The following is a 26,377-nucleotide window of genomic DNA, read 5'->3' as shown; positions in this document are numbered from 1 at the left end:
ACACTTTCCCGGAAAATCTCTCCCGACAGCACCGTGCACCAGACCGGAGTGGCTCCCCATGCCCCCAGCCCCGGACCCGCGTCCAGACCCCGTCGACATTGCCGCCCCGCCGCGCGAATACCTGCCACAGGCAGGCCGGCTCGGCTGGGTCATCACACGCATCGCGCGCCTTTTCGCGGTCGGCATCGTCATTGCCATGGCGGTGCTCGTCGTGGAGATCTTCCTGCGCTACGTCTTCAACTCCCCGACCACCTGGGCGCACGAGACGACCACGTTCCTGAGTGCCGTCACCTTCATCTTCGGCGGTCTCTACTGCGTGGCGCGCAACAGCCATATCCGCGTCGTGCTGCTCTATGACATCGTCGGGGCGCGCCTGCGCAACCTCCTCGACGTGCTGATCTCGATCGCCTGCCTGTGCGCCAGCACATTCTTCGCCTGGGCGGCCTGGCTGATGGCGATGAAGGCGACCTTCCGTCCCGATGGCAGCTTCTTCCTGGAAACAAGTGGCAGTGCCTGGAACTCGCCCGCGCCCGCAATCCTGAAGCTGTTCCTCTTCCTCGTCCTCGTGACGATGAGCGTCCAGTTCCTGATCCTGACCATCAACTACCTGCGCGGCCCGACGCCACCGGAAAGGCACGACGATGCTTGAGCTTCTCGACCTCGGAGTGAACCTGAAGACACTGGGCATCGAATACGGCACGCTGGTCCTGTTCGCGCTGCTCGTGCTGCTGTTGCTGACGGGCATGCCGCTTGCCCTTGTCACGCTGCTGGTGGCGCTGGTCTTCGCGGTCGGCTGGTTCGGCCCCAACGCGGTGCCGCTGATCACCAGTCGCGTCTATTCCTTCGTTTCCTCCTTCGTCTTCATCTCCGTCCCGATGTTCGTGCTGATGGCGGCGATCCTCGACCGGTCCGGCATCGCCCGCGACCTCTTCGACGCGATGAAACTGGTCGGCGGGCGCCTGCGCGGCGGCGTGGCGGTCCAGACCATCTTCGTCGCGGTCATTCTCGCGGCGATGAGCGGCATCATCGGCGGCGAGATCGTGTTGCTCGGGCTCGTCGCCCTGCCGCAAATGCTCCGGCTCGGCTACGATCGCCGGCTGGCCATCGGCGTGGTCTGCGCCGGCGGCTCGCTCGGAACCATGGTGCCGCCGTCGATCGTGCTGATCATCTACGGCCTGACGGCGAATGTCTCCGTCGGCGAGCTGTTCACCGCCGCTTTCGTGCCGGGCTTCATGCTGGCGGGGCTCTATATCGCCTACATCTTGCTGCGTTCCTACACCGATCCGAAGGTCGCGCCGCCGCCCCCGGACGAGCGCCCCCCGATCGCCGAGATGCTGCCGCTGCTGCGCGGCCTGATACTGCCGATACTGGTGGTCTCCGTCGTGCTCGGCTCGATCTATGGCGGCATCGCCTCGGTGACGGAAGCCTCCGCCATCGGCGTTGCCGGTGTCATCGTCTCGACGATCCTGCGACGGGAGTTTTCGTTCTCGATGCTGCTCGACGCGGCAATGCACACGCTGGCGACCGTCGGCATGATCATGTGGATCGGCATCGGCGCCAGCGCCCTGGTCGGCGTCTACAACCTGATGGGCGGCATCCGCTTCATCTCCTCGCTGATCACCGGTGTCTCGGATTCCCCCACTGTCATCATCCTGCTGATGATGCTGATCCTCTTCGTGCTCGGCATGTTCCTCGATTGGGTCGGCATCGCCCTCCTGACCATGCCGATCTTCGTGCCGATCGTGATCGGCCTCGGCTACGATCCCGTCTGGTTCGGCGTTCTCTTCGCCATGAACATGCAGGTGTCGTTCCTGACGCCGCCATTCGGCCCCGCCGCCTTCTACCTCAAGAGCGTGACGCCACCGGACATCTCGCTCGGCGAGATTTTCCGCTCGCTCCTGCCCTTCATCTGCCTGCAGGTCATCGCGGTCGGGCTGCTGATCGCCTTCCCGGCCATCGCCCTCTACTGACACGCTCCCTGCGACCGGCAAGACACTCGGAATAGCTCATGACGTCCACCATCGACGGCGACTACGACTACATCATCATCGGCGCGGGAACGGCCGGTTGCGTCCTCGCCAACCGCCTGACCGCCAATCCGGACACCCGCGTCCTGTTGCTGGAGGCGGGTGGAAAGGACAACCACCCGTGGATCCACATCCCCGTCGGTTATCTCTACTGCATGGGCAATCCCCGCAGCGACTGGATGCTCTCGACCATGCCGGAAAGCGGGCTCAACGGGCGCTCGCTCGCCTATCCGCGCGGCAAGGTGCTGGGCGGTTGCAGCTCCATCAACGGCATGATCGCCATGCGCGGCCAGGCCGCCGACTATGACGGCTGGGCGGCGCTCGGCAATGCCGGCTGGGGCTGGGAGGATGTATTGCCATACTTCCTGCGCTCCGAAGACCGGCCGGGCGGCAACAGCCGGCTGCACCGCGAGGGCGGCGAATGGAAGGTGGCGCGCCAGCGGCTGAAGTGGGACCTGCTGGAGGACGTGCAGACGGCGGCGGAGGAAATGGGCATCCCGCGCAGCACGGATTTCAACTCCGGCGACAACGAGGGCGCAGGATATTTCGAGGTCAACCAGAAGAACGGGCGACGCTGGAGTACGGCCCGCGCCTTCCTGAGGCCCGCCCTGAGGCGCCCCAACCTGCGCGTTCTGACAGGAGCCGAAGTATCCCGCATCCTCATCGAGGACGGCCGCGCCGCCGGCGTGGTCTTCAGGCGCGCAAACAGGGTGAGCGAGGCCCGCACCCGCGGCGAGGTCCTGTTGGCCGCCGGCGCGATCCATTCGCCGGTGCTGCTGGAAATGTCCGGCATCGGCCAGGGCAAGCGGCTGAAGGAAGCCGGAATTGACGTGCTGCACGAGCGGGCCGAGGTCGGCGAGAACCTGCAGGACCACCTGCAGCTGCGCATGGTGTACCGCGTCGACAACGCGCTGACGCTCAACCAGATCGCCAATTCGCTGACCGGCAAGATCGCAATGGCGGCCGAATACCTGTGGAGCCGGTCGGGGCCGCTTTCCATGGCGCCGAGCCAGCTCGGCATCTTCACCCGCAGCGGCCCGGACCGGACGACGCCCGATCTCGAATACCATATCCAGCCGCTGTCGACCGACCGGCTGGGCGAACCGCTCCACCCGTACCCGGCCGTCACCGTTTCGGTGTGCAACCTCAGGCCGGAGAGCCGGGGAAGCGTGCATCTGGCGCGCAGCGGTGCGCACGCCGCGCCGGAAATTTCGCCGCGCTACCTGACAACGCCCGGTGACCGCGAGATTGCCCTGCGCGCGCTGCGTCATGCCCGGAAGCTGATGACCATGCCGGCCTTGCGGAAATACGCCCCGCAGGAAGCCCTGCCCGGAACGAAAGTCGTCTCCGACGCGGACCTCATCCGCGCCGCCGGCGACATCGGCACCACGATCTTCCATCCCGTTGGCACCTGCCGGATGGGTATGGACGAGGGGGCCGTGGTCGATCCCCAGCTTCGCCTGCGCGGGCTTCAGGGCCTTCGGGTGGTCGATGCCTCGATCATGCCGCGCATCGTCTCCGGCAATACGGCAACGCCTGTGGTGATGATCGCCGAGAAAGCGGCGGACATGATCCTGCGCTCCGCCTGAACAGCCAGCCCGTTTCACGAACCGAAAGGACGACGAATGAAGTTTCTCCGCTTTGGACCGGCCGGCGCGGAAAGGCCCGGCTGCCTCGATGCCGCCGGCACGATCCGCGATCTCTCCGGCCTCATCGAAGATTTCACGCCGGCGACAATCACCTGCGAGACGCTGGCACGGCTGGCCGACACCGATCTTTCCGCCCTTCCGGCCGTCCCGGCCGGGACCCGTATCGGTCCTTGCGTCGGCTCGGCCCGCAATTTCTACGCGGTCGGCCTCAACTATGCCCGGCACGCAAGGGAGACCAACAATCCCGAGCCCGCCGAGCCGGTGCTCTTTTCCAAGTCGACCTCGAGCATCTGCGGTCCCGACGATCCGATCATCCTGCCGAAAGGCTCGGTGAAGACCGACTGGGAGGTCGAGCTCGGCATCGTCATCGGGCGCGAATGCGAACATGTCGGGGAGGCGGACGCGCTCGACCATGTCGCCGGCTACTGCACCATCAACGATGTCAGCGAGCGCGCCTTCCAGATCGAGCGCGGCGGGCAATGGATCAAGGGCAAGTCCGCCCGCAATTTCGGCCCCATTGGCCCCTGGCTGGTGACGCCCGACGAAGTCGGCGACCCGCAGGACCTTGCCCTGACGCTCTCGGTCAACGGCGAGACGATGCAGGACAGTTCGACCTCCGACATGATCTTCGGCGTCGCCACGATCATCTCCTACATGTCCCACTTCATGCGCCTGATGCCTGGTGACATCATCGCCACCGGCACGCCGGAAGGCGTCGGGCTCGGCTTCACGCCGCCGCGCTTCCTGCGGGCCGGCGACGTGGTGGAACTCTGTGTGGAAAAGCTCGGCGCCCAGCGCCAGGTGGTGATCGCCCACCGCAGCCAGGCGTGACACCGAACGGCCACGTGTCCTGGCGACAGGCCACGTGGCCGCAGGCATCACATGTCGACGGACGTCGACCGCCGGCCCGGCGCCTCAGAAGCGAAACTTTGCTCGGGCATATCCGCCGAAGTCACTGGTATTCTCGCTGGCGCCGGCTTGGCCCAACACCGAAACCGAGAAGCGATCGTTCACGTCCATGTCGAGGCCGACCGCGAACCGCGCCTGGACCCTGTCCGAGCCGGACACACTTGTAAGACTGCCAAGCGAGCTGTCCCCGCCGGCCAGAGCGGCAGTCGTTGCAATACTGGTGTCGGTGAGCTGAGCGGTCAGCCCGGCCCGCAGAAAAACAACGGTCGGACGCTTTGCCAGGTCGAAGGCGTGCCCCAGTTCAAGCACGGGGGATACTGCCACGGACGTATGCTCGACGCCGTCGACACTCCAGTTCAAGGGTCCAGAGCCGGTCTCGTTGAAGGCATCCTGCCACAACTGTGTCGCAGACAGGGCAAGAGCCGGCTTGGCATAAAAGCCATGTCTTTGAAACACGGCCGAGATCCGGCCTTCGACGGTCAGAAACCCACCCCGAATGTCCGCGGCTGCAGAATGGGTAGCTGCACCGAGCGTGTAGTTCCGGGTCTGATCGAGATCAAAGAAGCCGCCGCCGATCGTCGTCGAAAACGTCAGGGGACCTGTCTCGTGCTTCAGGGCCACACCGGCCGAGAACCGGGTGCCGGACTGCGAGTAGCCCGTTCCGCGCACGTTCAGGTACTCGATCTGCCCGCCGACCTCGACGAACGTGTCATCCAGAACCTCCTTCTGGATCGCACCTGCCAGACCGGTCGTGTCCTCGCGAAAGGCTCCATTGGTTACGGTTGCACTCTGGAAATGCCGGTTCCCGATGGCCTGCGTCCACACGCATTCGCGCTGCCTGAAAAAATCGTCACCCGCGTTCGGGTCAAGAACCGGACAGCTCTGGAGCAAGCTGTGCAGGGCCTGCGAGGCCGCCGCCGCCTTGACAGCGTTGTTGAGACTGGCATCCGCGGAGTGCTCACGGTAACGCCGCTCCAGCTCGGCGGCCGAACCTGAATTCAACAGATGGGAGCTCAGCTCCTGCAGGCTTTGAGAGGTCGGATCGTTCAGGTTCGCGGCGTTGATGGCTTCCATCGCATTGTTGAAATAGGTTGCGAACTTGAGCGCGTTGGGACTGAACGAAACCCCGCTGGATGCCCCGGTATAATCGACTTCGTAATCCAGGAACAACTCGCTGTCGTTGCTGCCGCTGCGGAGCGTATAGCTGATCGCACCATTGCCCGAGGCCGTCGCGTCGGACCAGTCAATGGTCTCGGCGTTGGCCGACTGGAGGAACCTCAGACTGCCCGTGGTGCCATTGGTGAAGTCCACCGCGCCGACCCAATTGCCGGAAACCTGACCGCCAAGGTCGATCTTGCCGTCCTTCCCATGCACGTCGACCACGATCAGGTCATTGGTGATCGCGCCTCCGCTGGACTGAATGGCATCCACCGTGATCTCGTTCTGGCTGCTGAAGGCGCCGGTGGTGATCGTCGAGGTGTGCACCTCGCCCTTCTTGCCGGCAGTGATCACAGCCAGGTTCTCGAACGCACTGCTCTCATGACTGCCCATGTCGAACGCGGTTCCCAGCTCGACAACACCATTGCCGGTGTTCTGGAACACGTGGGCGTTGTTGTCGTCGAGATCGAGAGAGCCGGAAAACGAGCCTCCGTCGTTGACGATGACGAGAGAGGCTGCCTGGTCGTTGCGCACGACGACGGCATCGAGACTGGCACTCCTCAGCGTTCCCTGATTTGTGATCGAATTGGAACGGACGATCTGGGAGCCGTCGCTGGCCAGGACCGTCCTTCCTCCCATCACGGCAATGGTCTCGTACGCGTCCTCCGATGTCGTCTCGACCAGGGCGTTCTGGCCGATCACGATGTTGGCCACCCCCTGATCGGCATCCGCGCCCGTGGGATCGTTCTCGTAAGCGGTGGAGGCCTGCGCCATGATGGCGCGGCCCTGCGCTCCTTGGGCGCGAACGGTCCCGTTCACGGTGACGGCAACACCTTCGGAATAGCTCGTTCCCGCGCCCGAGGCACTTTGCGCGAAGATGCCGATCGCGCCCTGACCGCTCACGTCGACGGTGCCTTTTTCGATGGTGACCTCGACGCGTCCACCCAGCCCGTCCCGCCCCTCGCTGCCGATATAGCCGGGGTCGTCATCCTCGTTTTCGACTTCGAGTTCGCCCTCGGCGCCGCCGCCGCCGCCAACGGAGGTCGCAAAGATGCCGTGCGCCGTATCGCCGGTGGTTACGATGCTCCCGGACGAGACGATCGAAATGTCACCGCCATCACCGCCCTCGCCGCCATCATCCGCCTTGACCACCAGCGATCCGACCGTCTCCCAGAGATTGTCGAGCTCGCGTACAATCGTGGTCTCGATGTCACCAGCCGCACCGCCGCCGCCACCGACGGATTGCGCGAAGATGCCCATCGCGCCCTCGCCGCTGGTTTTCACACTGCCGGAATTGGTCACCGAGATGGACCCGCCGTCACCGCCGCCGCCCACGTCCACCGAGAACCCTTCAAGAAGGCTTTTGGGAAACTCCTTGAACTGCTCGTAGATTTCCCTGGCCGTGTTTATTTTCTCATAGATGTCATAGACATCTGCAAGCCACCCTTCGAGGCCCGGCTCGCCGTTGCCTCCGACACCGCCCGAGCCGCCAACCGATTGGGCAAAAATCGCATAGGAGGCTACGCCCTCGGTCTTGATCGTGTGGCCTGTCTCATGAGTTACCGAAACGGTGTCGCCGTGTCCGCCGCCACCGCCGTTGCCGCCCATCGTGTAGGAGAGGCTGACGCCCTTTGCTTCGGCTTCCTCGTCCGCTTCGGTCTCGGGCTTGAGCGTATACCCGATGGTATAGGCGCCCGCGTTGCCGCCGTCGCCGCCGCCGCCGCCCACCGACTGGGCGAAAACGCCGTAGGAGGTGTCCTGGCTGGTGGAAATGTCGCCGCTGTTGCTGATGGTTACCTTGCCGGCATGGTTGCCGCTGCCGCCAAAGCCGCCGACCTGGGCGTTGGCGGTCACCTTCAGGTATTCTTCCTTCTCGCGGGCGAAGTCACCGATGAAGGCATAACCCGCCCCGCCATCACCGCCATTGCCGCCGACGGATTGGGCGAAGATTCCGTGCGAGTTGCCACCAGTCGTCGCAAGCGTGCTCGTGTTGGCAACATGAACATTGCCGGCGACCGCCCCCGAACCGCCCTTGCCTCCCACCTCGACATTCGACTGGATCGAGCTGCCGGTACCGGCTGACAGCGTTCCTCCGTAACTCAATCCCCCGGCGCCACCATTGCCGCCGACCGACTGGGCGAAGATGGCGTCCGCATAGTGCCCGGTGGTGGTGACGGCGCCACTGTTGTCGACGCTCACCTCCCCGCCAGTACCGCCGCCGCCGCCGGCGCCTCCCACTGTCACGTTCACACTCCCCGCACCCTCGGTGGAAATATCCACCGTGCCGGAATAGACCGCACCGCCCATGCCGCCATCGCCGCCGACCGACTGCGCGGCGATGCCGGATGCCCCGTAACCAGCGGACTGGATCGTACCCGAGTTGGTGATTTCTACCTTGTCCGCGACGCCGCCCGCTCCACCCGAACCGCCAACGCCGACGGAAATCGAACCGGAAATCGGGCCGCCGGTCCCGGTGCCCTGCGCAAGCATGCCGGCATTGCCGCCGGACCCGCCCTGGCTTTGCGCCGCGATGCCGATGGAGTAGTTGCCCTGGGTGACGAGCGCACCGGTGTTGCCGACCGTGACCGCGCCACCTGTGCCACCGTCGCCGCCATTGCCCCCGACCGCTATGTTCACCGCAACGATTCCGACCGCACCAGACGCCGTCAGCGCGCCGTTTCCACCGCCGCCGCCAAGGCTCTGGGCAAAGATGGCAATAGCCCCGTCATTGTCTGTCCGGATCGTGCCGTCATTGTCCACGATAACGTCGCCGGCCTCGCCGCCTGCGCCGCCATCGCCCCCATGAGTGAAGGAGAGATCGAGCGTCAGATTGCCATGGACCGTCGTGTTGGCCTGCCCGCCGCCACCGGCGACGCTCTGTGCGAAAATCCCCGTCGCCGATGTGCCTGACGTGTGGATCTCGCCCTTGTTGCTGACTTTCACCTGGTCGCTCTTGCCGCCGGCACCGCCCGACTGGCCAAGTGTGACGGCTCCCGCCGAGATGCTTGCATCGGCATTGATCGTGGTGCCAGCCATGCCGCCGCCGCCGGCGACCGACTGGGCAAAGATGCCTGAGGACAGGTGTCCCGTTGTGGTGATCTTCCCGCTCGAGACGACCGACACGGTGCCGGCATTGCCGCCTGCACCGCCTGACGCCCCCTGGTTGCCGACGTACTGGCTCAGGTTCAGGCCGCCCACGTTCGAATCGAGCACATTGCCTGATTGACCACCGCCCCCGCCAACCGACTGGGCGATGATGCCATCCGACGCATCACCGCTCGTGGTGATGTCTGCGCTGCTGACGAGGTTCACCGTTCCGCCATCACCGCCCATGCCGCCATCGGCGCCCATGTCGTGATTGAACTCGATCGCGGCCCCGACCTGCACGCTGTTGCCGGAGGAACCGCCACCACCGCCCACGGACTGGACAAAGACACCTGCCGAGTTGTCGCCGGAGGTAGCTATCGTGCCACCGACGGAACCCGATACGGTTCCACCGTGATGGTTGCTCGAACTCGACTGCGCTCCGGTCTGCGGATTGAAAACAAGGCCGACATTGATCTCGACAGTATTGCCGCCGACGCCTCCACCACCGCCGATGGACTGGGCCAGAAAGCCGCGGGAATGGGCTCCCGAGGTCTTGATGGAATCTGCGTCGGTCCCGGTGAAAGTGACGTCCCCGCCCGATCCGCCGCCGCCGCCGCTGGTGCCGATCAACGGCTGCAAAAGCGCAACCGCCTCGAACGAACTCGCCCCCTTGCCGCCGCCGCCTCCGACGGACTGCAGCAGCACGCCATCGGAGTGTTTGCCTCCGGTTGCCACCGAGTAGCCGCCGTTCTGGCTCGTGAACGTCACGGTGTTGCCGTTGCCGCCACCGCCGCCGTCCTGACCGATGGCGAAAGCACCACTCGGAGAATGCGCATCACCGCCGCCCGCACCGATGCTCTCGACAAGAATGCCGACGGAATTGGTCCCTTCCGTGGTGACCGTGACGTTGTCGAGCAGGAGATCGGCGGTGCCCGCCAGACCGCCGAGGCCGCCACTCCCGCCCACGGAATAGAACCCGTCCGCGCTTCCTGAACTTCCGCCGCCACCGCCGATGCTCTGCACCTTGATCGCTGCCGCGTTGAGCCCTTGCGTGTCGAACGTGCTGTCCGAAAGCGTCACTGTCACCGTGCCACCGGTACCTCCGGCACCAGCCTCCGAGGCAAGCGCCGAAAGCCCGGAGGTCTTGCCGGCCTTGCCCCCGCCACCGCCGACGGACTGTACATGGAGCGCGCTGGCGTGGTCCCCTGTCGTTGAAACTCGGGACGACGTGATCGCTGCAGTCACCGCACCGCCGGCACCACCGGATCCACCTTTTGAACCGTAGGAAAAGACACCCGACACGTCGCCGCCGTTGCCGCCCATGCCCCCGATGCTCTGCAGCAGGATGCCGTCGGCTTCCGCGCCCTCTGTCGTCACCGCCGAGTTGGAGAGGGTCAGGTCGACATCGCCGGCCTCGCCGGGCTCGCCCGGGTTGCCGGCATGGTTCTTGATGCCGCCATGATCCCCGCCGCTGTCACCCGCCTGTCCTCCGGCGCTCTTCAGATAGATGCCGTAGCCCGAGGTCCCTCCCGTCATCGTGACATCGACAGAGAGCTTCGCCGTTACATCGCCGCCATTGCCGGCGTCGCCGCCGTCACCGGCATAGTCGTGACCACCTTTGCCGTCACCGCCGTCGCCGCCGTTCCCCCCGATACTGCTGAGCAAGATCCCCACGGGACCTGTGGTCACGACAGTGCTCTTTGCCGAGACCGCATCGACGGAGACAGACCCGCCGTTGCCTCCGGCACCACCGACACCGCCATAGGCATTGTCCGCATCCCAGCCATCGACCTCGGCATAATTGCCGCCACCGCCATCGCCACCCTGCGAGACAACCTGAATTCCCACGCCGCCACCCTGGTAGGCCAGGAAGTGGCCATCCAACAGATTGACAACCGCGTTGCCGCCAGCGCCGCCGGTTCCACCGACACCGCCTTCCGCATCGCGAAGTCCGCCCTTGGACTCCGCCCAGCCTCCCGCACCGCCGGCGCCGCCGGTCGTCATCACCTGTATCCCGCGCGAGTCGGCCGTGGTGCCTGTCACCTGGATGGCTGACGGTGCCTTGCCCCCGTTCGCTCCTTTGGCCGAGAACGTGACGTCGCCCCCGACCGCGCCAGCGCCGCCGCGCCCGCCGGTCGCGTGCTTGTCGGTATGCTTGGCTTCATGCCCCCGGCTGCCCGACCAACCGCTGGATTCAATCACCACACCGCTTGGCCCCTTGATGCCGAAGCCGCTGTCGAGGCTCACGGTTGCGCTGATGGAACTGCCAGGCGTTCCGTCGACCCCGCTTTGACCGTTGCGGTTGGAGCTGGACCAATCATCGGGGACCGGCGTGGTTCCGCCCGGATCCCGCAGATAGATCGCCGGGCCGAGCTTCTTGTCAGGGTCCGAACTGTCAGCCGAGTCGAGATCCGTTGTGAGGCTCTTCAACGTCAGCGTGTGCACACCATTCTGATCGTGCACGATCGCACCGCTCATGGCGCCGCTGCAGGTCTCGACCTTGTCGGAAATCGAACACCCCGCCTCGGCAGAGGTCAGGGATGTGCCCGACAGCAGCAGGGCTGCGAGCGGTACGGCACAAAAATGCCCCCGGACCGAAGCGGACGGAAGAGCGGACAAGCGAATGGACATCACGGGGGCACCTGGTCTGGCGAAATTGAGGTCGTATGGACTGCGTAAAACAGGCAGACCGCATGGACACATTAGGCATGGCCACAACCGCCCGGTGCTTCGATCTCCTGCCCTGCGCCGAGGCGGGACGGTGCGACTTTTTATGACTCATGTAAACAAGGGCTTAACCCGCCTCTGCATCTCGCGGACTTCACAGTATTTTCCGAAACAGCCTGTGATCCCTTTTGGTCAGTGCAACGGTCCCACTTTCCCGATCAAAAAAATTGAGCAGGACAGGCGCAAGCAAGCATCCGAAGGGTACGTAGCACCGGCCTCTGGCCGAATTGAATTCTCCAAAAAATCTGTCATCTCTAAATTTACAGAACCCACATATATTCCGGAATTCGGCGATCTTCTTCGGGCTTTCAATGTCGTCAATTTGAGTGATACTTGAAGAAAACTCAGAGGAACGCCTTGCATGAAGCTGAAATTCCCCCTTGGCCAGCTGACAGATGACCCCGGCACCGTCACACCATCACCTCACCGGCCGAGCTTTGACTCCGCCGAACTCGGCTTCGACATCAGCGTATCTCCGCGCGGCAGATCACGCGTTCCGATAAGATGCAGCAGACTGTTCAGCGCTCCTGAAATTCCTGAAAGCTCCGCGCCCGGCGCCAGGTGGTGATCGCCCACGAAGGCTGACGGCGGCCCCTCGCCGGTACCGGGCAGAAACCATCCGCTGCCGATGGCCAGGCTTGCGAGCCTGACCTGCTTCCCCGATCCATATTTTTAACCGATCAGTACAAAATAGATTGACCGACCGGGTGCGCTCGCCTAGTTTTTAAACGATCGGTAAGAAAGGAAGCATCGACATGGAATTCAAAGGCAAGGTAGCCCTGGTCACCGGGGGATCGCGCGGGATCGGGGCCGCCATCGTACGGCGCCTCGCAAGGGACGGAGCGGATGTGGCCTTCACCTACTCCGCATCCGGCCAGGCAGCGGAAAGTCTGGCGCGTGAACTTGAAGCATCCGGGACGAGGTCGCTGGCGATCAGGGCGGACAGCCGCGACCCGGCGGCCTTGCAGGCGGCCGTGAACCGGGTCGCCGGCGAACTGGGCCGGCTGGACATTCTCGTCAACAGCGCGGGCATCTTCCATGCAGGCCCTGTCGAGAATGTCACGCTGGAGGAAATCGACGACACACTGGCGATCCACACAAGGGCCGTCTTTGTCGCCTCGCAGGCAGCCCTTGCGCATATGGGCTCGGGCGGAAGCATTGTCTCCATCGGTTCCTGCTTCGCCCAGCGGGTGCCTTACGGCGGCGTGACGCTGTATGCGATGAGTAAATCCGCGCTCATCGGTTTCACCAAGGGTCTCGCACGCGAGGTCGGCGAACGCGGCATCACGGTCAACATCGTCGATCCGGGACCGACCGATACGGACATGAACCCCGCCGACGGCCCGACAGCCGAGGCCGAGTTGGACCTGATGGCGGTCAAGCGCTACGCCCGGCCGGAGGAAATCGCCGACACGGTCGGTTTCCTGGCCGGCTCCGGGAGCCGGTTCATCTCCGGAGCATCGCTGGCTGTCGATGGAGGCGCCACGGCGTAGCGACAAAGCGGTGAAGCGAACAAAAGCCGGGTGGCGATCGCCGCCCCCGGCACTTTTTCCAAGGATTGCCGGCGCCTTTTGGGGAGAAGGCGACGGCGCCGGGGTTGCGCGCCTTGCCGGGAGCCCGCGCCACCTGGTCCTGGCTGCCCTCCCGACACCGGAAAGATGAGGATACGCATGGCATGGGGACTGCTGGCTCTGGCCGGGGCGCTGGAGATCGTCTGGGCGCTGGCGCTGAAGCAGGCGGACGGATTCACGAGGCTGTGGCCAAGCCTGCTTGGCGTGGGCATTGCCATGGCGAGCCTCGTTCTGCTCGGTCTGGCGCTTAAACATCTTCCGGTCGGCACGGCTTATGCTATTTGGGTGGGTATAGGAGCCTTCGGCGTTGCGGTTTTCGGGACACTCGTTCTCGGCGAACACATGTCCGCGACGAAGCTCCTCTTTCTGGCGCTGATCGTGGTCGGCGTGGCAGGACTGCGGATGACGGAATGATGAGCCCTGGCAGCCGATCTCGTTCAACCCCCGCCCAGACAATCGGGCGCCCGAGAGGGTTTGACAGGGACACGGCACTGCTTGCGGCCATGCGAACCTTCTGGGCACAAGGCTATGAAGGCACGTCGATCCAGGACCTGGTCGACGCCACCGGCGTCAACAAGCCGAGCCTCTACTCCACCTTTGGATGCAAGGAGGAGATTTTCCGGCAGGCCGTCGAGCTCTACGACCGTCTCGAAGGGCGGGCGACGTCGCAAAGTCTCAGCGCAGCCACCACGGCCCGCGAGGCCGTCGAGGCCATGCTGCGATCCAATGCCCGCGCCTATGTCGCCGAAGACGGCCCGCGCGGCTGCATGATCGTGCTGTCCTCGTTGCTTGGCGCGCCGGAGAACAGGAACGTGCGTGCGTTTCTGTCCGACAACCGGCTGAGCGGAGAAAGGACACTCCGGGATCGTCTCGCGCGAGGCGTCGCGGAAGGGGATCTTTCGCCTGCCGCCGACCTCGACCGGCTCGCCGCGTTCTACACCACCGTTCTCGAGGGACTGTCCATCCAGGCCCGCGACGGCGCCTCGCCGAAGAAGCTCGGCATGATCATCGACGCCGCGATGCTGGCCTGGCCCGCCGATTGATTTTCGGCAGAGCAACGAGCGGGGGCAACCAAGTGTGGGGATTGATGGTAGCGGAGGAGGGACTCGAACCCCCGACACGCGGATTATGATTCCGCTGCTCTAACCAACTGAGCTACTCCGCCAATCCGGCAGCAGGCATACCGCCCGCGCGAATGTGTGCCGGATATAGTCGGCGCCGAAGCCGCATGTCAAGTGACCTGCGCAGCAGCCCGGCGCATTCTCCCCAGCCGGCCCGCGCAGCGCTCGTCACACCCCCTGGTATGCGCCCTCCCCCGCGCTGCGATCCGTTGCCCGCCCCGCGCATGGTGGTCTCGCGGCCCGGCGGCATCGCGGTTTCCACGCAGACGGTTTTCGGCTAGAGCAGGACCCGGGGCCTCGGCGCGGCCTTCGATGGCAAACGGGGCGAATGCGTGAGTGAGGGGACAGACGGGCAGGCGGGAGCCGAACGGGTAACGGCACATGCCCGCACCGGGCTTGGCGCCCTGCTGCGTTTCCTGTTGCACGACGGCAATCTGCTGCGTTCGCCGGTTCTCGCCTATGCGGTGCTCGCGAGCCTGACACGGTCCGGGATGATCTTCTCGATCAATGCGCTCGCCGCAAGCGCCGCGATCGCGGCCGGCGACGTCGTCCTGCTCTTCGGCTCGATCGCCGCCACGCTGACCTTCTCCCATCTGGCACGGGTTAACAGTTTCCGGCTGGTGCTGACGACAAAACGCCGGTTGCGCACGCGTTTGAGCCGCCAGCTGATCGACACCGATGCCGGTTTCTTCGCCCGCAACGACCAGGGCAAGATCTATTCGATCGTCACGCACGAGGTGAACCAGATTTCCTCCGCCTCGGTGAACCTCATCGAGTCGCTCGAGGCGATGCTGCTGATCGCCTTCTGCATTCCCTATCTCTTCTATCTGTCCTGGCCGAGCGGTCTGGCAACGCTCATTGCGGTACTGCTCGGCTGTGTCGGCTATGTCCTTGCCCAGGCCCCGGCACAGGAGAACGCAGAAGCGGCCTCACGGGTCGAATGGCAGTTCTTCGACCGGATCAACGACGTCTTGCGCGGCTTCAAGGAACTTCGCCTGCGCACGGCGCGCAAGGACGACCTGCAGGACGACATCGTCGTTCTGGCGGCCCGCGAACGGGAGCTGAAGATCCGCTCGGAGCGGCTGTTCAGCCTCGGCCATGTAACGGCCCAGGGCGTGATGATGGGGCTGCTTTGCCTGATCGTCGTCGGCTTGCCGCTGATGGTCGGAACGGAACCGGCAACAGTGCTGCAGGTTCTGACGGTCGTTCTCCTCACCTACGGCCCGGTCGAGACGGTGATGGGCAATCTCTCGTCCTTCTCGCGCGCAGCCGTGTCGCATCGGCTGATACAAGGGTTGGAGAAGGAACTGGAGGACGACGCCGCCCGCGTCGACACGCCCCCCGCCCCGCTGCGGCCGGGTTTCCGTTCCATTCGCCTGGAAGGCGTCACCACGACACTGACCAGCCCTGGCAGCGGCGATGACCGCTTCACCGTCGGCCCGCTCGACCTGACGCTGGTACCGGGAGAAGTGGTTTTCATCTGCGGCGGCAACGGTGCCGGCAAGTCGACGCTGATCTCGCTGCTCACCGGTCTGCGTCAGCCGGATGCCGGGCGCATCTGCCTTGACGACGAACCCGTGACCCCGGGCAGGCTCGACACCTATCGCGGCCTGTTCAGCGCGGTCTTCAGCGAGTTCCACCTGTTCTCGCGGCTCTATGGCCTGACTGAGCAGGAACGCGGCCGGATTCCTGCGAGCCTCGACCAGCTCGACCTCTCCCATCGCGTCGAAGTCAGGGGCGATGCCTTTTCCACGCTGGCGCTGTCCAGCGGCCAGAAGAGGCGGCTGGCGCTTTCCGTCGCACTGGCCGAGCGCCGTCCGATCGTCGTGCTCGACGAGTTCGCCGCCGATCAGGATCCGGCGCACCGGGCTCTCTATTACGACGTGCTGGTTCCGCAAATGGCGCGCGATGGCCATCTCGTCATCGCGGTTACCCACGACGAACACTGCTTCGACAAATGCGACCGGCTGATCCGCATGGAGGCCGGGCGCATCGTCGCGGACACGCGGCAGCACCGCGCCGTCAGCCCTGCCGGAACGTGAGGCGAACTGCTGATCGGGCGGATGAGCGGAGGGTCCGGCTTTCCGCCTACATCTTCACCCGGGCGTTTTCCGGATCATGGAGCGGTCCTGTATGCAGGGTCGCGGGAACCTTCACATTGGCGACGACAAGCTCATAGCTCCCTGCCTTGAGATAGTCGCCGGTGACGCCCTCGGGATTGCGCACATAGCCATACCCGATCGGCCTGTCGACCGTGTAGCCATAGCCGCCACTCGAAAGATAGCCGGCAAACTTGCCGTCCCGCAGGATCGTCTCCCGGCCGAGCAGGACAATATCGCGGTCTTCCACGACAAACGCGGCAAGCGTCTTCCGGAGCGGCGTGTTGGCGGTGCGCTCCGCCGCGTCGCGTCCGATGAAGGGCAGGCCCGATTTCAGCTTTACCGCCCAGCCCAGACCCGCCTCGAAGGGGCTGTCATTGGGGGTAATATCCGCCCCCCAGGCGCGGTAGCCCTTTTCCAGAGGCAGGGACTCGATCGCCCGGTAGCCGGCGGGCCGGATGCCATGCGGCGCGCCGGCCGCCATCAGCGCATCGAACACCTCACCGGTAGCACTGATAGGCACATGCAGCTCCCAGCCCAGTTCGCCGACATAGGTGACGCGCAGGGCCCGCACGGGATGACCGGCGATGGTGACGATCCGCACATGGCCAAAGGGAAATGCCTCGTTGGAGACGTCGTCCGCCGGGGCGACCGCCGCCAGCACGTCGCGCGCCTTCGGCCCCATCAGCGACAAGGTGCCGAAGGCCTCGGTGACGTCGGTGAGCTCGGCCGCCATGCCGTCGCCGATATGCTCGCGGATCCACTGGCCGTCATGGGTGCGAAAGCCCGTGCCGGTGACGATGTAGAAGAGATCCTCGGCAAGACGGGCCACCGTCAGGTCGCATTCGATGCCGCCGCGGGAATTCAGCATCTGGGTATAGGTAAGACGCCCGGGCGCCTTGCCGATGCGATTGGCGCAGATGTGTTCGAGCGCCGCGGCCGCGTCCTTGCCCCTCAGTTCGAACTTGGCGAAGGAGGACTGGTCGAACAGCCCGACCGCCTCTCGCACCGCGCGGTGCTCCTCGCCGACCGCATCGAACCAGTTCTGCCGGCCCATCGAATAGATGTCGCGCGGCTCGTCCTTGTCACGGGCAAACCAGTTGGGCCGCTCCCAGCCGAGCTTGGAGCCGAAGACGGCACCGCGCGCCTTGAGCCGCTCGTAGAGCGGCGAGACAATGCGCGGCCGGCCGCTTTCGTATTCCTCGTGAGGAAAACCGATCGTGTAGTGCTTGCCATAGGCCTCCAGCGTGCGCTCGCAGACCCAGTCGCGATCCCGGTGCAGGCCTGAGAAGCGGCGAATGTCGACGCTCCACAGATCGAGCGGCGCCTCGCCCTTCATCACCCATTCGGCGAGAACCCACCCCGCGCCGCCGCCCGATGCGATGCCGAACGCATTGAAGCCGGCCCCCACATACATGTTGGCGCATTCGGGCGCTGCACCCAGGATGAAATTGCCGTCCGGGGTGAAGCTCTCCGGCCCGTTGATCATCTGCTTGACGCCGGTGGTCTCCAGTGCCGGCACCCGGTGCACCGCACTGACCAGATGCTGCTCGAAATGGTCCCAGTCGTCGTCGAAGAGCTGGAACTGGAAGTCGTCCGGCACGTCGCCGGTCGTCCAGGCGATGGGATCCGGCTCGTAGCCGCCCATCGCAAGTCCCCCGACCTCCTCCTTGAAATAGGTGCGGCTGTCCGGATCGCGCACGGTCGGTGTGGAGGACACGATCCCCTCGATCGGCTCCGTGATCACATACTGGTGCTTCACCGGCTGCAGCGGCACGTTGACGCCCGCCATGGCCCCAACCTGCCGCGCCCACTGGCCCGCGCAATTGACCACCATGTCGCAGGCGATCCGGCCGGCATCGGTCTCCACATGGGTGATGCGCCCGCCAGCCATGGCGAAACCCGTCACCCGCACGCCCTCGACGATCCGCGTGCCGTGCATGCGGGCACCCTTGGCGAGCGACTGGGTGATGTCGGAGGGGCTTGCCTGACCGTCGGTCGGCAGGAAGCTCGCACCGACGAGATCGTCCACCCGCATCAGGGGCCACATCTCCTTCACCTCGGCCGGCGACAGAAGATGCATCTCCATGCCGAAACTCTGCGCCGTGGTGGCAAGACGCCGGTATTCGGTCCACCGGTCCTCGTTGCAGGCAAGACGCAGGCAGCCGGTCATGCGCCAGCCGGTTTCCAGCCCCGTCTCCGCGTCGAGCCGCTTGTAGAGATCGACCGAATACTTGAGCACCTGGGTGATCGAGGCGGAGGAGCGCAGCTGCCCGACCAGCCCGGCCGCATGCCAGGTTGACCCGCTGGTCAGCTTGCCTTGCTCGAGAAGCAGCACGTCGGCCTTGTGGTCACGCGCAAGGTGATAGGCGGTCGAGCAGCCGATGATGCCGCCGCCGATGACGACAATCTGGGCATGCTGGGGAAGCGTCATGGGATCAACCCTTTCCGAAGCTGAGGCGATAGCTGGCGAGCGCCGCCTCCAGGGCGGCGAGCGTTTCACTCGTGTAGGCGACATAGTCGACACCGGGAGCATCGAGATGCAGTTCGGAGACGAGGCTCCACAATGTCTCGCGCAACAACGAGGCAACCTGCATCGCGGCATGGGCGCGCATCAGTCCGGCCGGGGGCGGCGCACCGCAATAGGCAAGCAGGAGCGCTTCCGCCTCGTCCGCGCCGAAGCCCGCGTTGGATGCAATGCCGGCAAGATCGAACATCGCGGTGCCGAACCCCGCATACTCGAAATCGATCAGCCAGAGCCGCTTGCCGTCATCGATGAAATTGGCGGGCAGCAGGTCATGATGACCGAAGATGATCGGCATCGGCACCTGCTCCGCCTCCATTTCCGCGGCGATTGCCAGAAACTCGGGCAGGCGGCCGGACAGGCGTGACCCGCCCGCCTCCAGCGTGCGGGCATAGTCGCGGATCACGTGAAAGACCCAGAAGATGAAACCGGCCCCATGAACATGGCGCCCCATTTCGTTGTGGAAGCGGCGGATCAGGCTGGCGACGTCGTCCCGGCGCATGCGCACGTCCTGCGCGGCAAACGTATGCCCCTCGATGAAGCGCGAGACCATGACACCGGGCGCGCTATAGACGAGTTCTGGCGCGAAACCGAGATCGACGGCGGCCTGCGTCACCATCGCCTCGCGCGCCCTGTCGACATGATGGAAGGGAAAATCGCGGCCAAGGCGGGCGACATAGGCCCCGCTCCCGTCACGGACAAGGAAGCTGGCGTTTGACAACCCGCCATGAAGCGGCTCGATGGTCGGCTTGCCCGACCAGACCGGCAGCCCGGCGACCTGTGCCTCCTGGATCGCGCTTTCCGTTGTCCGGCTCATGAATGCCCCCCTTCCCCTTCAGGCAAGCCAAGCCGCGCCCGGATCCTGTTGGCGCTGGCCGAAATCAGCCGGTCCGCGATGATCGCGATGAAGGCGACGGAAAGACCGGCGACCAGACCGCGCCCGGTATCCGCCTTTGTCAGCGCGATATAGACTTCCTGGCCAAGGTCCCGCGTACCGACCAGCGCGGTGATGACCAGCATCGACAGGGCGAGCATGACCGTCTGGTTCACCCCCAGAAGGATCTCCGGCAGGGCCAGCTTCAACCGGATCTTGGTGAGCAGTTGCCAGGGCGTGGCGCCGGCAACGACGCCGGCCTCGACCAGTTGCGGATCGACCCGGCGCAAACCGTAGGCGGTGTAGCGGATCGCCGGAGCGACGGCGTAGGCGACGACGGCGATCATCGCGGTGAAGTCGCCGACACGGAACAGCATCACAGCCGGCATCAGGTAGACGAAGGACGGCAGTGTCTGCAGCGTGTCGACAACGAGTTCCACGAACTTCCAGAGCCGCTCCCGACCCGCGGCGAGGATGCCGACGGGAATGCCGATGAGACTGGCGATCACCACCGAGATGCCGCAGAGATAGACGGTGATCATCGCCTTCTCCCATTGGCCGGTGAAGGCGATCAGGCAGGCCAGCACGCCCACCAGCAGAGCGAGCCGCCAGCCGCCAAGACGCAAGCCGGCAAGCGCCAGCAGGCCGGTCACGCCGATCCACGGCAGGCCGGCCAGAAAACGCTTCACCGGGATCAGGACATTGAGCAGCAGCGCGTTCTTCACCGCCTCGAGCTGGTCGAAGAAATTGATGTTGATCCAGGCGACCAGGTCGCTGCCCAGCGTCCCGGTGGAAACCTGCAACCCCTCGGGATAACTCTGCAGGGGTGCGGCGACGAGACCGGCGAGCCCACATATGACGACCAGTGCGACACCGGCAACCGTATACGGATGGCGGGCAACAAGGCTCTTTTCTCCCGCCCCCGCCGCGACATGCTGCGGACGCCGCGCGGCAAAGGCCTGGCTCAGCCGGTCGAGCGCAATGGCAAGCGCCACGATGGCGAGCCCTGCCTCGAAGCCCGCGCCGATGTCGAGCCGGCGCAACGCCGCGAGCACATCGAAGCCGAGACCGCCGGCACCGATCATGGATGCGATGATGACCATGTTGAGGGACAGCATGATCACCTGGTTGACGCCGATCATCAGGCCGGGCATCGCGCTTGGCACAAGGATGCGCCAGGTCATCTGCCGCCGTGAGCAGCCGGTCATGCGGCCAAGCTCGTGGGCCTCGTCCGGCACGCCCTTCAGCGCCAGCAGACTGATCCGGGTCATCGGCGGCAGGGCATAGACGATGGTGGCGATGATCGCGGAGGTCGGACCGAAGCCGAACAGGAACAGGATGGGCACCAGATAGGCAAAGACCGGCACCGTCTGCATCAGGTCCAGCAACGGACGAAGCGCAATGTCCACAGCGCGCCAGCGGAAGGCGGCAAGGCCGAGCAGGAGCCCGCCGACGACGCCGATCGGCACCGCGATCAGGATCGAGGCAAGCGTCACCATCGCGCTGTCCCACTGGCCGAACACCGCCAGAAAGGCGAAACACCCGCCGACAATGAGGGCCAGGCGGCGACCGCCGGCAAAGTGTCCCATCAAGGCAACGACACCGATGACGGCCAGCCAGGAAAGCGGCGGCAGGATCTCCTGCGCGGAGCTGCCCCGGCCATCCATGATCCCGGTCGACAGAAGGCCCAGGACAAACCGGTAGGGCACCTCGACAAGAGTGGCGAGAAAGCGCGTCAGGTCGGTGAACGAGAAGAGACCGAAGCCGGCATCATCCACCAGCCATTTCATCGCATCGCCGATCCAGCGCTGGGCCGGGATGCGCCAGGCACGCGGCACGTCGAACGCCCATTTGGCGACGGGCTCCCCGAACAGCCAGAGGATGAGGAACGCGGTCAGGGCGACGGCCCAGGCAACACGCCAGGCGGTCTTTCCGGGCGCGTCCGAGAGACCGTCACGGATCGTGCCGACACCCCTGACCTGACCTGCTTGAGATGCGACGTCGCTCATGGTCAGCCCAGCATCATGACGTCTGCCACGGCCTGGCGCGACAACCGGCCCACCGGGCGCTGGTCGCGTCCGGTCACGCAAAGTTCCCCGACACCATCGGCAAAGAGCGGCGCGGCCTCAGATACGGGTACGCTCTCCATCACCGAGGGTGCAGCCGATGACGGCTCGCCCGGCTGCATCACACTGGCGACCCGCACCACCTTGGACCGACTGACACCGCGGGTGAATTCCGCCACATAGGCATCGGCCGGCCGCAACACGAGATCTTCCGGCGTGCCGGTCTGCACCACCGCGCCATCCTTCATGATGGCAATGCGGTCGGCGAGACGGATCGCCTCGTCAAAGTCATGTGTAATAAAGACGATTGTCTTTCTCAGCACCGATTGCAGACGGATGAACTCGTCCTGCATCTCGCGCCGGATAAGCGGGTCGAGTGCCGAAAAAGGTTCGTCGAGAAACCAGAGTTCCGGCTCGACGGCAAGCGAGCGGGCAATGCCGACACGCTGCTGCTGTCCGCCTGAAAGTTCGCGCGGGTAGAAGGCTTCCCGGCCGTCCAGCCCGACGAGTTCGATCATCTTGCGGGCCCGCGCCTCGCGTTCCGCGCGCGGCACACCCTGCACCTCGAGCGGAAAGGCGACATTGCCGAGCACGCTCATGTGGGGAAGAAGCGCGAAATGCTGGAAGACCATGCCCATATGGTGCCGGCGGATCTCGATCATCCGTTTCGGACTGGCCGCGAGCAGGTTCTCGCCGTTGAACAGGATTTCGCCGCTGGTCGGCTCCACAAGCCGCGACAGGCATCGCACCAGCGTCGACTTGCCGGACCCCGACAAACCCATGATGACGAAGATCTCGCCCTCCCGGACCCCGAGATTGACGTTGCGCACCGCCCCGACAAGGCCGGCACGGGCCAGGGCCGCGTTGTCCGCCGCATCGGGTGTATCGACCGGGTACTTTTCACCTCCCGCCCCGAAAAGCTTCCAGACCGAACGGCATTCAAGTTTGGGCGGTGCTTCTCCTGCGGAAGGGATTTTTGTCGCGGTCGCGGAAGGAGACTGGGTCATCGGATACGGATCACGGGCTGAAAGCCGGCCGGCAGCGCGGAGGCGGAGGCGCAGCCGCAGGCAGGCAAATGAAGGATCGCCGGGAAAAACGGCTGCCGCCGCCAAGGGGGACGAAAACGGCGGCAGCCAGTCGGGCAAACGCGATTATTTTATCCAGCCGGACCAGCGATCGGTGTTGCGCTCCATCCAGCCCGCGACAACGTCCTCGACGCTCTTTCCCTCGAGATCGACCTCGGTGATCATCCCGCCCATCTCGTCATTGTCGACGGAGAAGGCCGAAATCGCCTTGTGCGCGCCCGGCCACTTGTCCTTCACGCCCGACCACGCGACCTTCCAGATCGGCCCGCGCGGCTTGCCGCAATCATAGGCCATGTCCGGGTTGGAGCCCCAGGCGGGATCCTCGTAGCAGGCCTTTTCGTATTTCGGGAATTCGACCCACTCGCCCTTGTATTTCTGCGGCGCCCAGTGCGGGGCATAGACCCACAGGAGCACCGGCGCCTTGCGCTGGTAGGCGGATTCAAGCTCGGCGAAGAGCGCAGCGTCCGTGCCCGCATGAACAACCTCGAACGGCAGGTCCAGGGCCTCGACACGCTCGTCGTCATAGCCGCCCCAGGTCACCGGCGCCCCCAGATATCGCCCTTTGGGAGATGTCTCGGCAGTGGCGAAGGCCTCGGCGCAGGCATCGCTCTTCAACGCCTCCCAGTTCGGCAGCCCGGGGCAGAGCTCCTTCATGTAGTCGGGATACCACCACTCCTCGACTGCCAGCATGCCGCTGTCGCCAAGGTTCTCGACATTTCCGGTTGCCGTCGCCTCGTCCAGCGCATCGCGCCCGGTGGTCTCCCAGATCTCCATCGCGACATGCAGGTCGCCGGTCTTCAACCCCGCGAACTGGGCGATGTAGTCGGCCTGGACATATTCGATGTTGTAACCGGCCTTCTGAAGCACCTCGCCCATGATGCGCGTGGTGATGAGCTGGCCGGTCCAGTCGTGCAGCGTCAGGCGGATCGGGTCGTCATTCTCCGCCGATCGCGCTGGCGCGACGGAAAGCGTGGTGGCGACCAACAAGGCGGACAGAATGGCTGCCGCCGGGCGGGCATGTGTCATGGCTGGTTCCCTCTGTATTGCGCTCTGGAGGCAGCGCATGTCCTTGCCGGATCTTGCAGCGCCGTCGAAGGATCGTCGCACCCGCTTCCTCACACTGTCAATCCGGACGAGGCTAAAATTTGGTAGTTGGAGAATTATGTGTGGCATTATGGCGCTCAACGTCGGATAAAACCACAAAAGCTACAAAAGAAGCCAACAACTCGGAAACAGAACAGCGACACGTCATGGCACTCAACAGACGACAGACCCTCATTCTCGAGCGCGCCAGACAATCCGGCAGCGTCCGGATATCGGACCTTGCCACGGAGCTTGACGTCTCGCTGGAGACGATCCGCCGGGACATCCGCCCGCTTGCGGAAGCTGGAGAGATCGTCAAGTCGCACGGGCTGGTCGGCCTCGCCCGGCAGGACATGGAAGCGCCCTTCGAACGTCGCATGCGCGAGAACTTCGACGCCAAGCTCCGCATTGCCCGGCATGTCGCCTCCGGTATCGAAGATGGCGACAGCGTGATGATGGACACCGGCACCACAACCAGCGTCCTGGCGCGCGAGTTGCGCGGCAAGTCCGGTCTGACCATCGTCACCAATTCATCCGACGTGGCCAGGACGCTGGCGACCGTCAACGGCAACCGGGTCTACATGGCTGGCGGTGAACTGCACGGAGACAACGGCGCGGCCTTCGGGCGATCAGCCATTGAATTCGTCCAGTCGTTCCGCGTCCGCCATGTCGTGATCTCGATCTCGGCCGTCGATCCGGTCGGCGGGCTGATGGATTATCATCTTGCCGAAGCCGACTTCGCCCGAACGGTTCTCGGCTGCGGCGAAACCCGGACGGTGATCACCGACCACAGCAAGTTCAACCGGCGCGCGCTCGTTCGGGTCGCCGGATTTTCGGAGGTCGACCGGCTCGTCACGGACCGAGCCCCACCGCCCGAGATCGCCGAGCGCCTGCAGGCGGCAGGCACCGGGCTTGAAATCGCGCCCTGATCCGGCCACGCCCGCGCCCTGCAACTGCCGTTTGCCGTCGGCCGGATTCTCCAGTAGGTAACGGACCACGATCCCGCCCCTTCCATCCGGAGGCAAATTCCCCATGGCCGACCTCTTCGTCGATGGCGGACACCCGATCTCGGGCACCGTCATTCCGTCGGGCAACAAGAATGCCGTCTTGCCGATGCTCTGCGCCACCCTGCTCACCGACGAGCCGGTGACGCTGGAAAACGTTCCCGAGATCAGCGACGTCGCCAAGATCATCGCCTATTTCGAAAGCATGGGCTCAACGGTGGCGCGTGCCGATGACGGCGCGACACTGACGATCCGGCACGATTTCGACGCCTTCCGCACGGCAAGCGCCGACCTGCCGCTCGGCATCCGCTCGGCGGTCCTGCTGCTGGCGCCGGTCATGGTGCGCACCGGCACGCTGACATTCGACACCGATGCCAAGGGCTGCGCCCTGGGTCTGCGCGAAATCGACCCGCATCTCGAGATCCTCGAGCAGTTCGGGGCCCGCATCGTCGCCACCCATCCCTATGATATCCGCCGCAAGACAAAGCTCGAAGGCCAGGAGATCTGGGCCGACTACGCCTCGGTCACGGCAACCGAGACCTTTGCCATGATGGCCGCAACCGCTGCCGGCACGTCGGTCCTGATGAACGCGGCCTCCGAACCGCATGTCCAGGCGCTTTGCGAGATGCTGCGCGCCATGGGCGCCCGGATCGACGGTCTCGGCACCTCGCGGCTTTCGATCACGGGCGTCGAGAAGCTCGGCGGAACCCGCGTGCGGGTGCCCGATGATCATCACGAGGTGGCAACCTTCCTTGCCATCGGCGGCGTCACCGGCGGACGGTTGACGGTAAAAACCGACATCACACCTCACATGACGCTGATCCTGCGCCAGCTTGCCAAGCTCGGCCTGCAGTTCGAGGTCGCCGACGACGCGATCACGGTGGTCGGCTGGACCCGCGAGATCTCCAAGCCCTATACCCGCGAGATGCTGCCCAAGATCGAGGCTGCTCCCTGGCCCTATTTTCCCGCCGACCTGTTGCCGCAGGCGATCGGCGTCGCCGTTGGCTGCAACAGCGAGATCATGTTCTGGAACAAGATCTACGAAGGTGCGCTCGGCTGGAGCTCGGAACTGGCGAAATTCGGCGCCCGCGTGCAATTGTCGGACCCGCACCGGCTGATCGTCTTCGGCGGAAACCAGCTCCGTCCGGCAATCGTCGAGGCGCCCTACATCATCCGCGTCGTGCTCGGTCTTTTCCTTGCGGCCATCCAGGTCGAGGGGCAGTCGCTGATCAAGAACGCCGACCCGATCCGCCGCGCCCACCCGCGTTTCGTGGAAAAGCTCACCGAACTCGGCGCCCGGGTTCACTGGACCTGACCACGGCCGCCGGCATCGCGACAGTTCACGTCGCATGACAATGGCTGACCTGGGCTGTCGGCTCGGCTAGGCTTGCGG

The 26,377-nt window shown here is 64.9% G+C and carries 17 protein-coding genes and 1 tRNA gene; 11 read left to right on the top strand and 7 right to left on the bottom strand.

The genetic code is table 11. The features are described from left to right. Positions 1–58 precede the first annotated feature (58 nt). The 4 genes from ACN0T5_RS02220 to ACN0T5_RS02205 are packed head-to-tail and all read left to right on the top strand — an operon-like array spanning position 59 to position 4,507. Entirely contained in the window at positions 59–649 is a 591-nt protein-coding gene (locus ACN0T5_RS02220) for a TRAP transporter small permease subunit (RefSeq protein WP_417766979.1), read from the top strand. After that, positions 642–1,970, top strand: coding sequence for a TRAP transporter large permease (locus tag ACN0T5_RS02215; RefSeq protein ID WP_417766978.1), 1,329 nt, complete (start codon positions 642–644; stop codon positions 1,968–1,970). The genes ACN0T5_RS02220 and ACN0T5_RS02215 overlap by 8 nt, the downstream gene beginning before the upstream one ends. A 38-nt stretch (positions 1,971–2,008) precedes the next feature. Beyond that, positions 2,009–3,616 carry a GMC family oxidoreductase gene (locus ACN0T5_RS02210; RefSeq protein ID WP_417766977.1) on the top strand — a complete coding sequence of 536 codons (1,608 nt, stop codon included), beginning with the start codon at positions 2,009–2,011 and terminating at the stop codon, positions 3,614–3,616. Positions 3,617–3,652: 36 nt separating this feature from the next. Continuing rightward, positions 3,653–4,507, top strand: coding sequence for a fumarylacetoacetate hydrolase family protein (locus tag ACN0T5_RS02205; RefSeq protein WP_417766976.1), 855 nt, complete (start codon positions 3,653–3,655; stop codon positions 4,505–4,507). 84 nt (positions 4,508–4,591) lie between these two features. Here ACN0T5_RS02205 and ACN0T5_RS02200 read toward each other — a convergent pair whose 3' ends face one another. Continuing rightward, the gene (locus ACN0T5_RS02200; RefSeq protein ID WP_417766975.1) at positions 4,592–11,308 is read right to left on the bottom strand and encodes a hypothetical protein; all 6,717 of its coding nucleotides are present in this window, start codon (positions 11,306–11,308) and stop codon (positions 4,592–4,594) included. 145 nt (positions 11,309–11,453) lie between these two features. Here ACN0T5_RS02200 and ACN0T5_RS02195 point away from each other — a divergent pair, with 145 nt between their 5' ends. The 4 genes from ACN0T5_RS02195 (at position 11,454) to ACN0T5_RS02180 (ending at position 14,171) form a co-directional block, all read left to right on the top strand. Continuing rightward, entirely contained in the window at positions 11,454–11,894 is a 441-nt protein-coding gene (locus ACN0T5_RS02195) for a hypothetical protein (RefSeq protein WP_417766974.1), read from the top strand. A 418-nt stretch (positions 11,895–12,312) separates the two neighbouring features. Then, positions 12,313–13,050, top strand: coding sequence for an SDR family NAD(P)-dependent oxidoreductase (locus tag ACN0T5_RS02190; protein WP_417766973.1), 738 nt, complete (start codon positions 12,313–12,315; stop codon positions 13,048–13,050). 177 nt (positions 13,051–13,227) lie between these two features. Further along, positions 13,228–13,542 carry a DMT family transporter gene (locus tag ACN0T5_RS02185; protein ID WP_417766972.1) on the top strand — a complete coding sequence of 105 codons (315 nt, stop codon included), beginning with the start codon at positions 13,228–13,230 and terminating at the stop codon, positions 13,540–13,542. 89 nt (positions 13,543–13,631) lie between these two features. Beyond that, a complete protein-coding gene (locus tag ACN0T5_RS02180; RefSeq protein WP_417766971.1) occupies positions 13,632–14,171 on the top strand; it encodes a TetR/AcrR family transcriptional regulator in 540 nt (179 codons plus the stop codon). Between the two features lie 45 nt (positions 14,172–14,216). On the opposite strand, the gene ACN0T5_RS02175 is transcribed toward ACN0T5_RS02180, so the two are convergent. Beyond that, positions 14,217–14,293, bottom strand: a tRNA-Met gene (locus tag ACN0T5_RS02175). 288 nt (positions 14,294–14,581) lie between these two features. On the opposite strand from ACN0T5_RS02175, the gene ACN0T5_RS02170 reads away from it, so the two are divergent. Further along, the gene (locus ACN0T5_RS02170) at positions 14,582–16,291 is read left to right on the top strand and encodes a cyclic peptide export ABC transporter (protein ID WP_417766970.1); all 1,710 of its coding nucleotides are present in this window, start codon (positions 14,582–14,584) and stop codon (positions 16,289–16,291) included. A 46-nt stretch (positions 16,292–16,337) separates the two neighbouring features. On the opposite strand, the gene ACN0T5_RS02165 is transcribed toward ACN0T5_RS02170, so the two are convergent. From ACN0T5_RS02165 to ACN0T5_RS02145, 5 genes are all read right to left on the bottom strand, one after another. Next, positions 16,338–18,782 (bottom strand): GcvT family protein, encoded by a 2,445-nt coding sequence (locus ACN0T5_RS02165; RefSeq protein ID WP_417766969.1) that lies wholly within the window; start codon positions 18,780–18,782, stop codon positions 16,338–16,340. Positions 18,783–18,786: 4 nt separating this feature from the next. Beyond that, positions 18,787–19,689, bottom strand: a complete 903-nt coding sequence (locus ACN0T5_RS02160) for a phosphotransferase (protein WP_417766968.1) — start codon at positions 19,687–19,689, stop codon at positions 18,787–18,789. Then, on the bottom strand, positions 19,686–21,755 hold the full coding sequence (locus ACN0T5_RS02155) for an ABC transporter permease (RefSeq protein WP_417766967.1): 2,070 nt from the start codon (positions 21,753–21,755) through the stop codon (positions 19,686–19,688). Before ACN0T5_RS02155 ends, ACN0T5_RS02160 begins: the two co-directional genes overlap by 4 nt. A gap of 2 nt (positions 21,756–21,757) precedes the next feature. Next, on the bottom strand, positions 21,758–22,819 hold the full coding sequence (locus tag ACN0T5_RS02150; RefSeq protein ID WP_417766966.1) for a quaternary amine ABC transporter ATP-binding protein: 1,062 nt from the start codon (positions 22,817–22,819) through the stop codon (positions 21,758–21,760). A 144-nt stretch (positions 22,820–22,963) separates the two neighbouring features. Continuing rightward, positions 22,964–23,923 carry an ABC transporter substrate-binding protein gene (locus tag ACN0T5_RS02145; RefSeq protein ID WP_417766965.1) on the bottom strand — a complete coding sequence of 320 codons (960 nt, stop codon included), beginning with the start codon at positions 23,921–23,923 and terminating at the stop codon, positions 22,964–22,966. A gap of 224 nt (positions 23,924–24,147) precedes the next feature. Between ACN0T5_RS02145 and ACN0T5_RS02140 the strand changes: the two genes are divergently transcribed. Together ACN0T5_RS02140 and ACN0T5_RS02135 are read left to right on the top strand one after the other, a co-directional pair. After that, a complete protein-coding gene (locus ACN0T5_RS02140) occupies positions 24,148–24,909 on the top strand; it encodes a DeoR/GlpR family DNA-binding transcription regulator (RefSeq protein ID WP_417766964.1) in 762 nt (253 codons plus the stop codon). Between the two features lie 103 nt (positions 24,910–25,012). Next, positions 25,013–26,299 carry a UDP-N-acetylglucosamine 1-carboxyvinyltransferase gene (locus tag ACN0T5_RS02135; protein WP_417766963.1) on the top strand — a complete coding sequence of 429 codons (1,287 nt, stop codon included), beginning with the start codon at positions 25,013–25,015 and terminating at the stop codon, positions 26,297–26,299. Positions 26,300–26,377: the final 78 nt, after the last annotated feature.

The organism is Stappia sp. (genome assembly GCF_048261845.1).
Classification (GTDB): Bacteria; Pseudomonadota; Alphaproteobacteria; order Rhizobiales; family Stappiaceae; genus Stappia.
The sequence above is the reverse complement of the archived record's forward strand: the minus strand, read 5'-3'. Positions and strand labels throughout refer to the sequence as shown.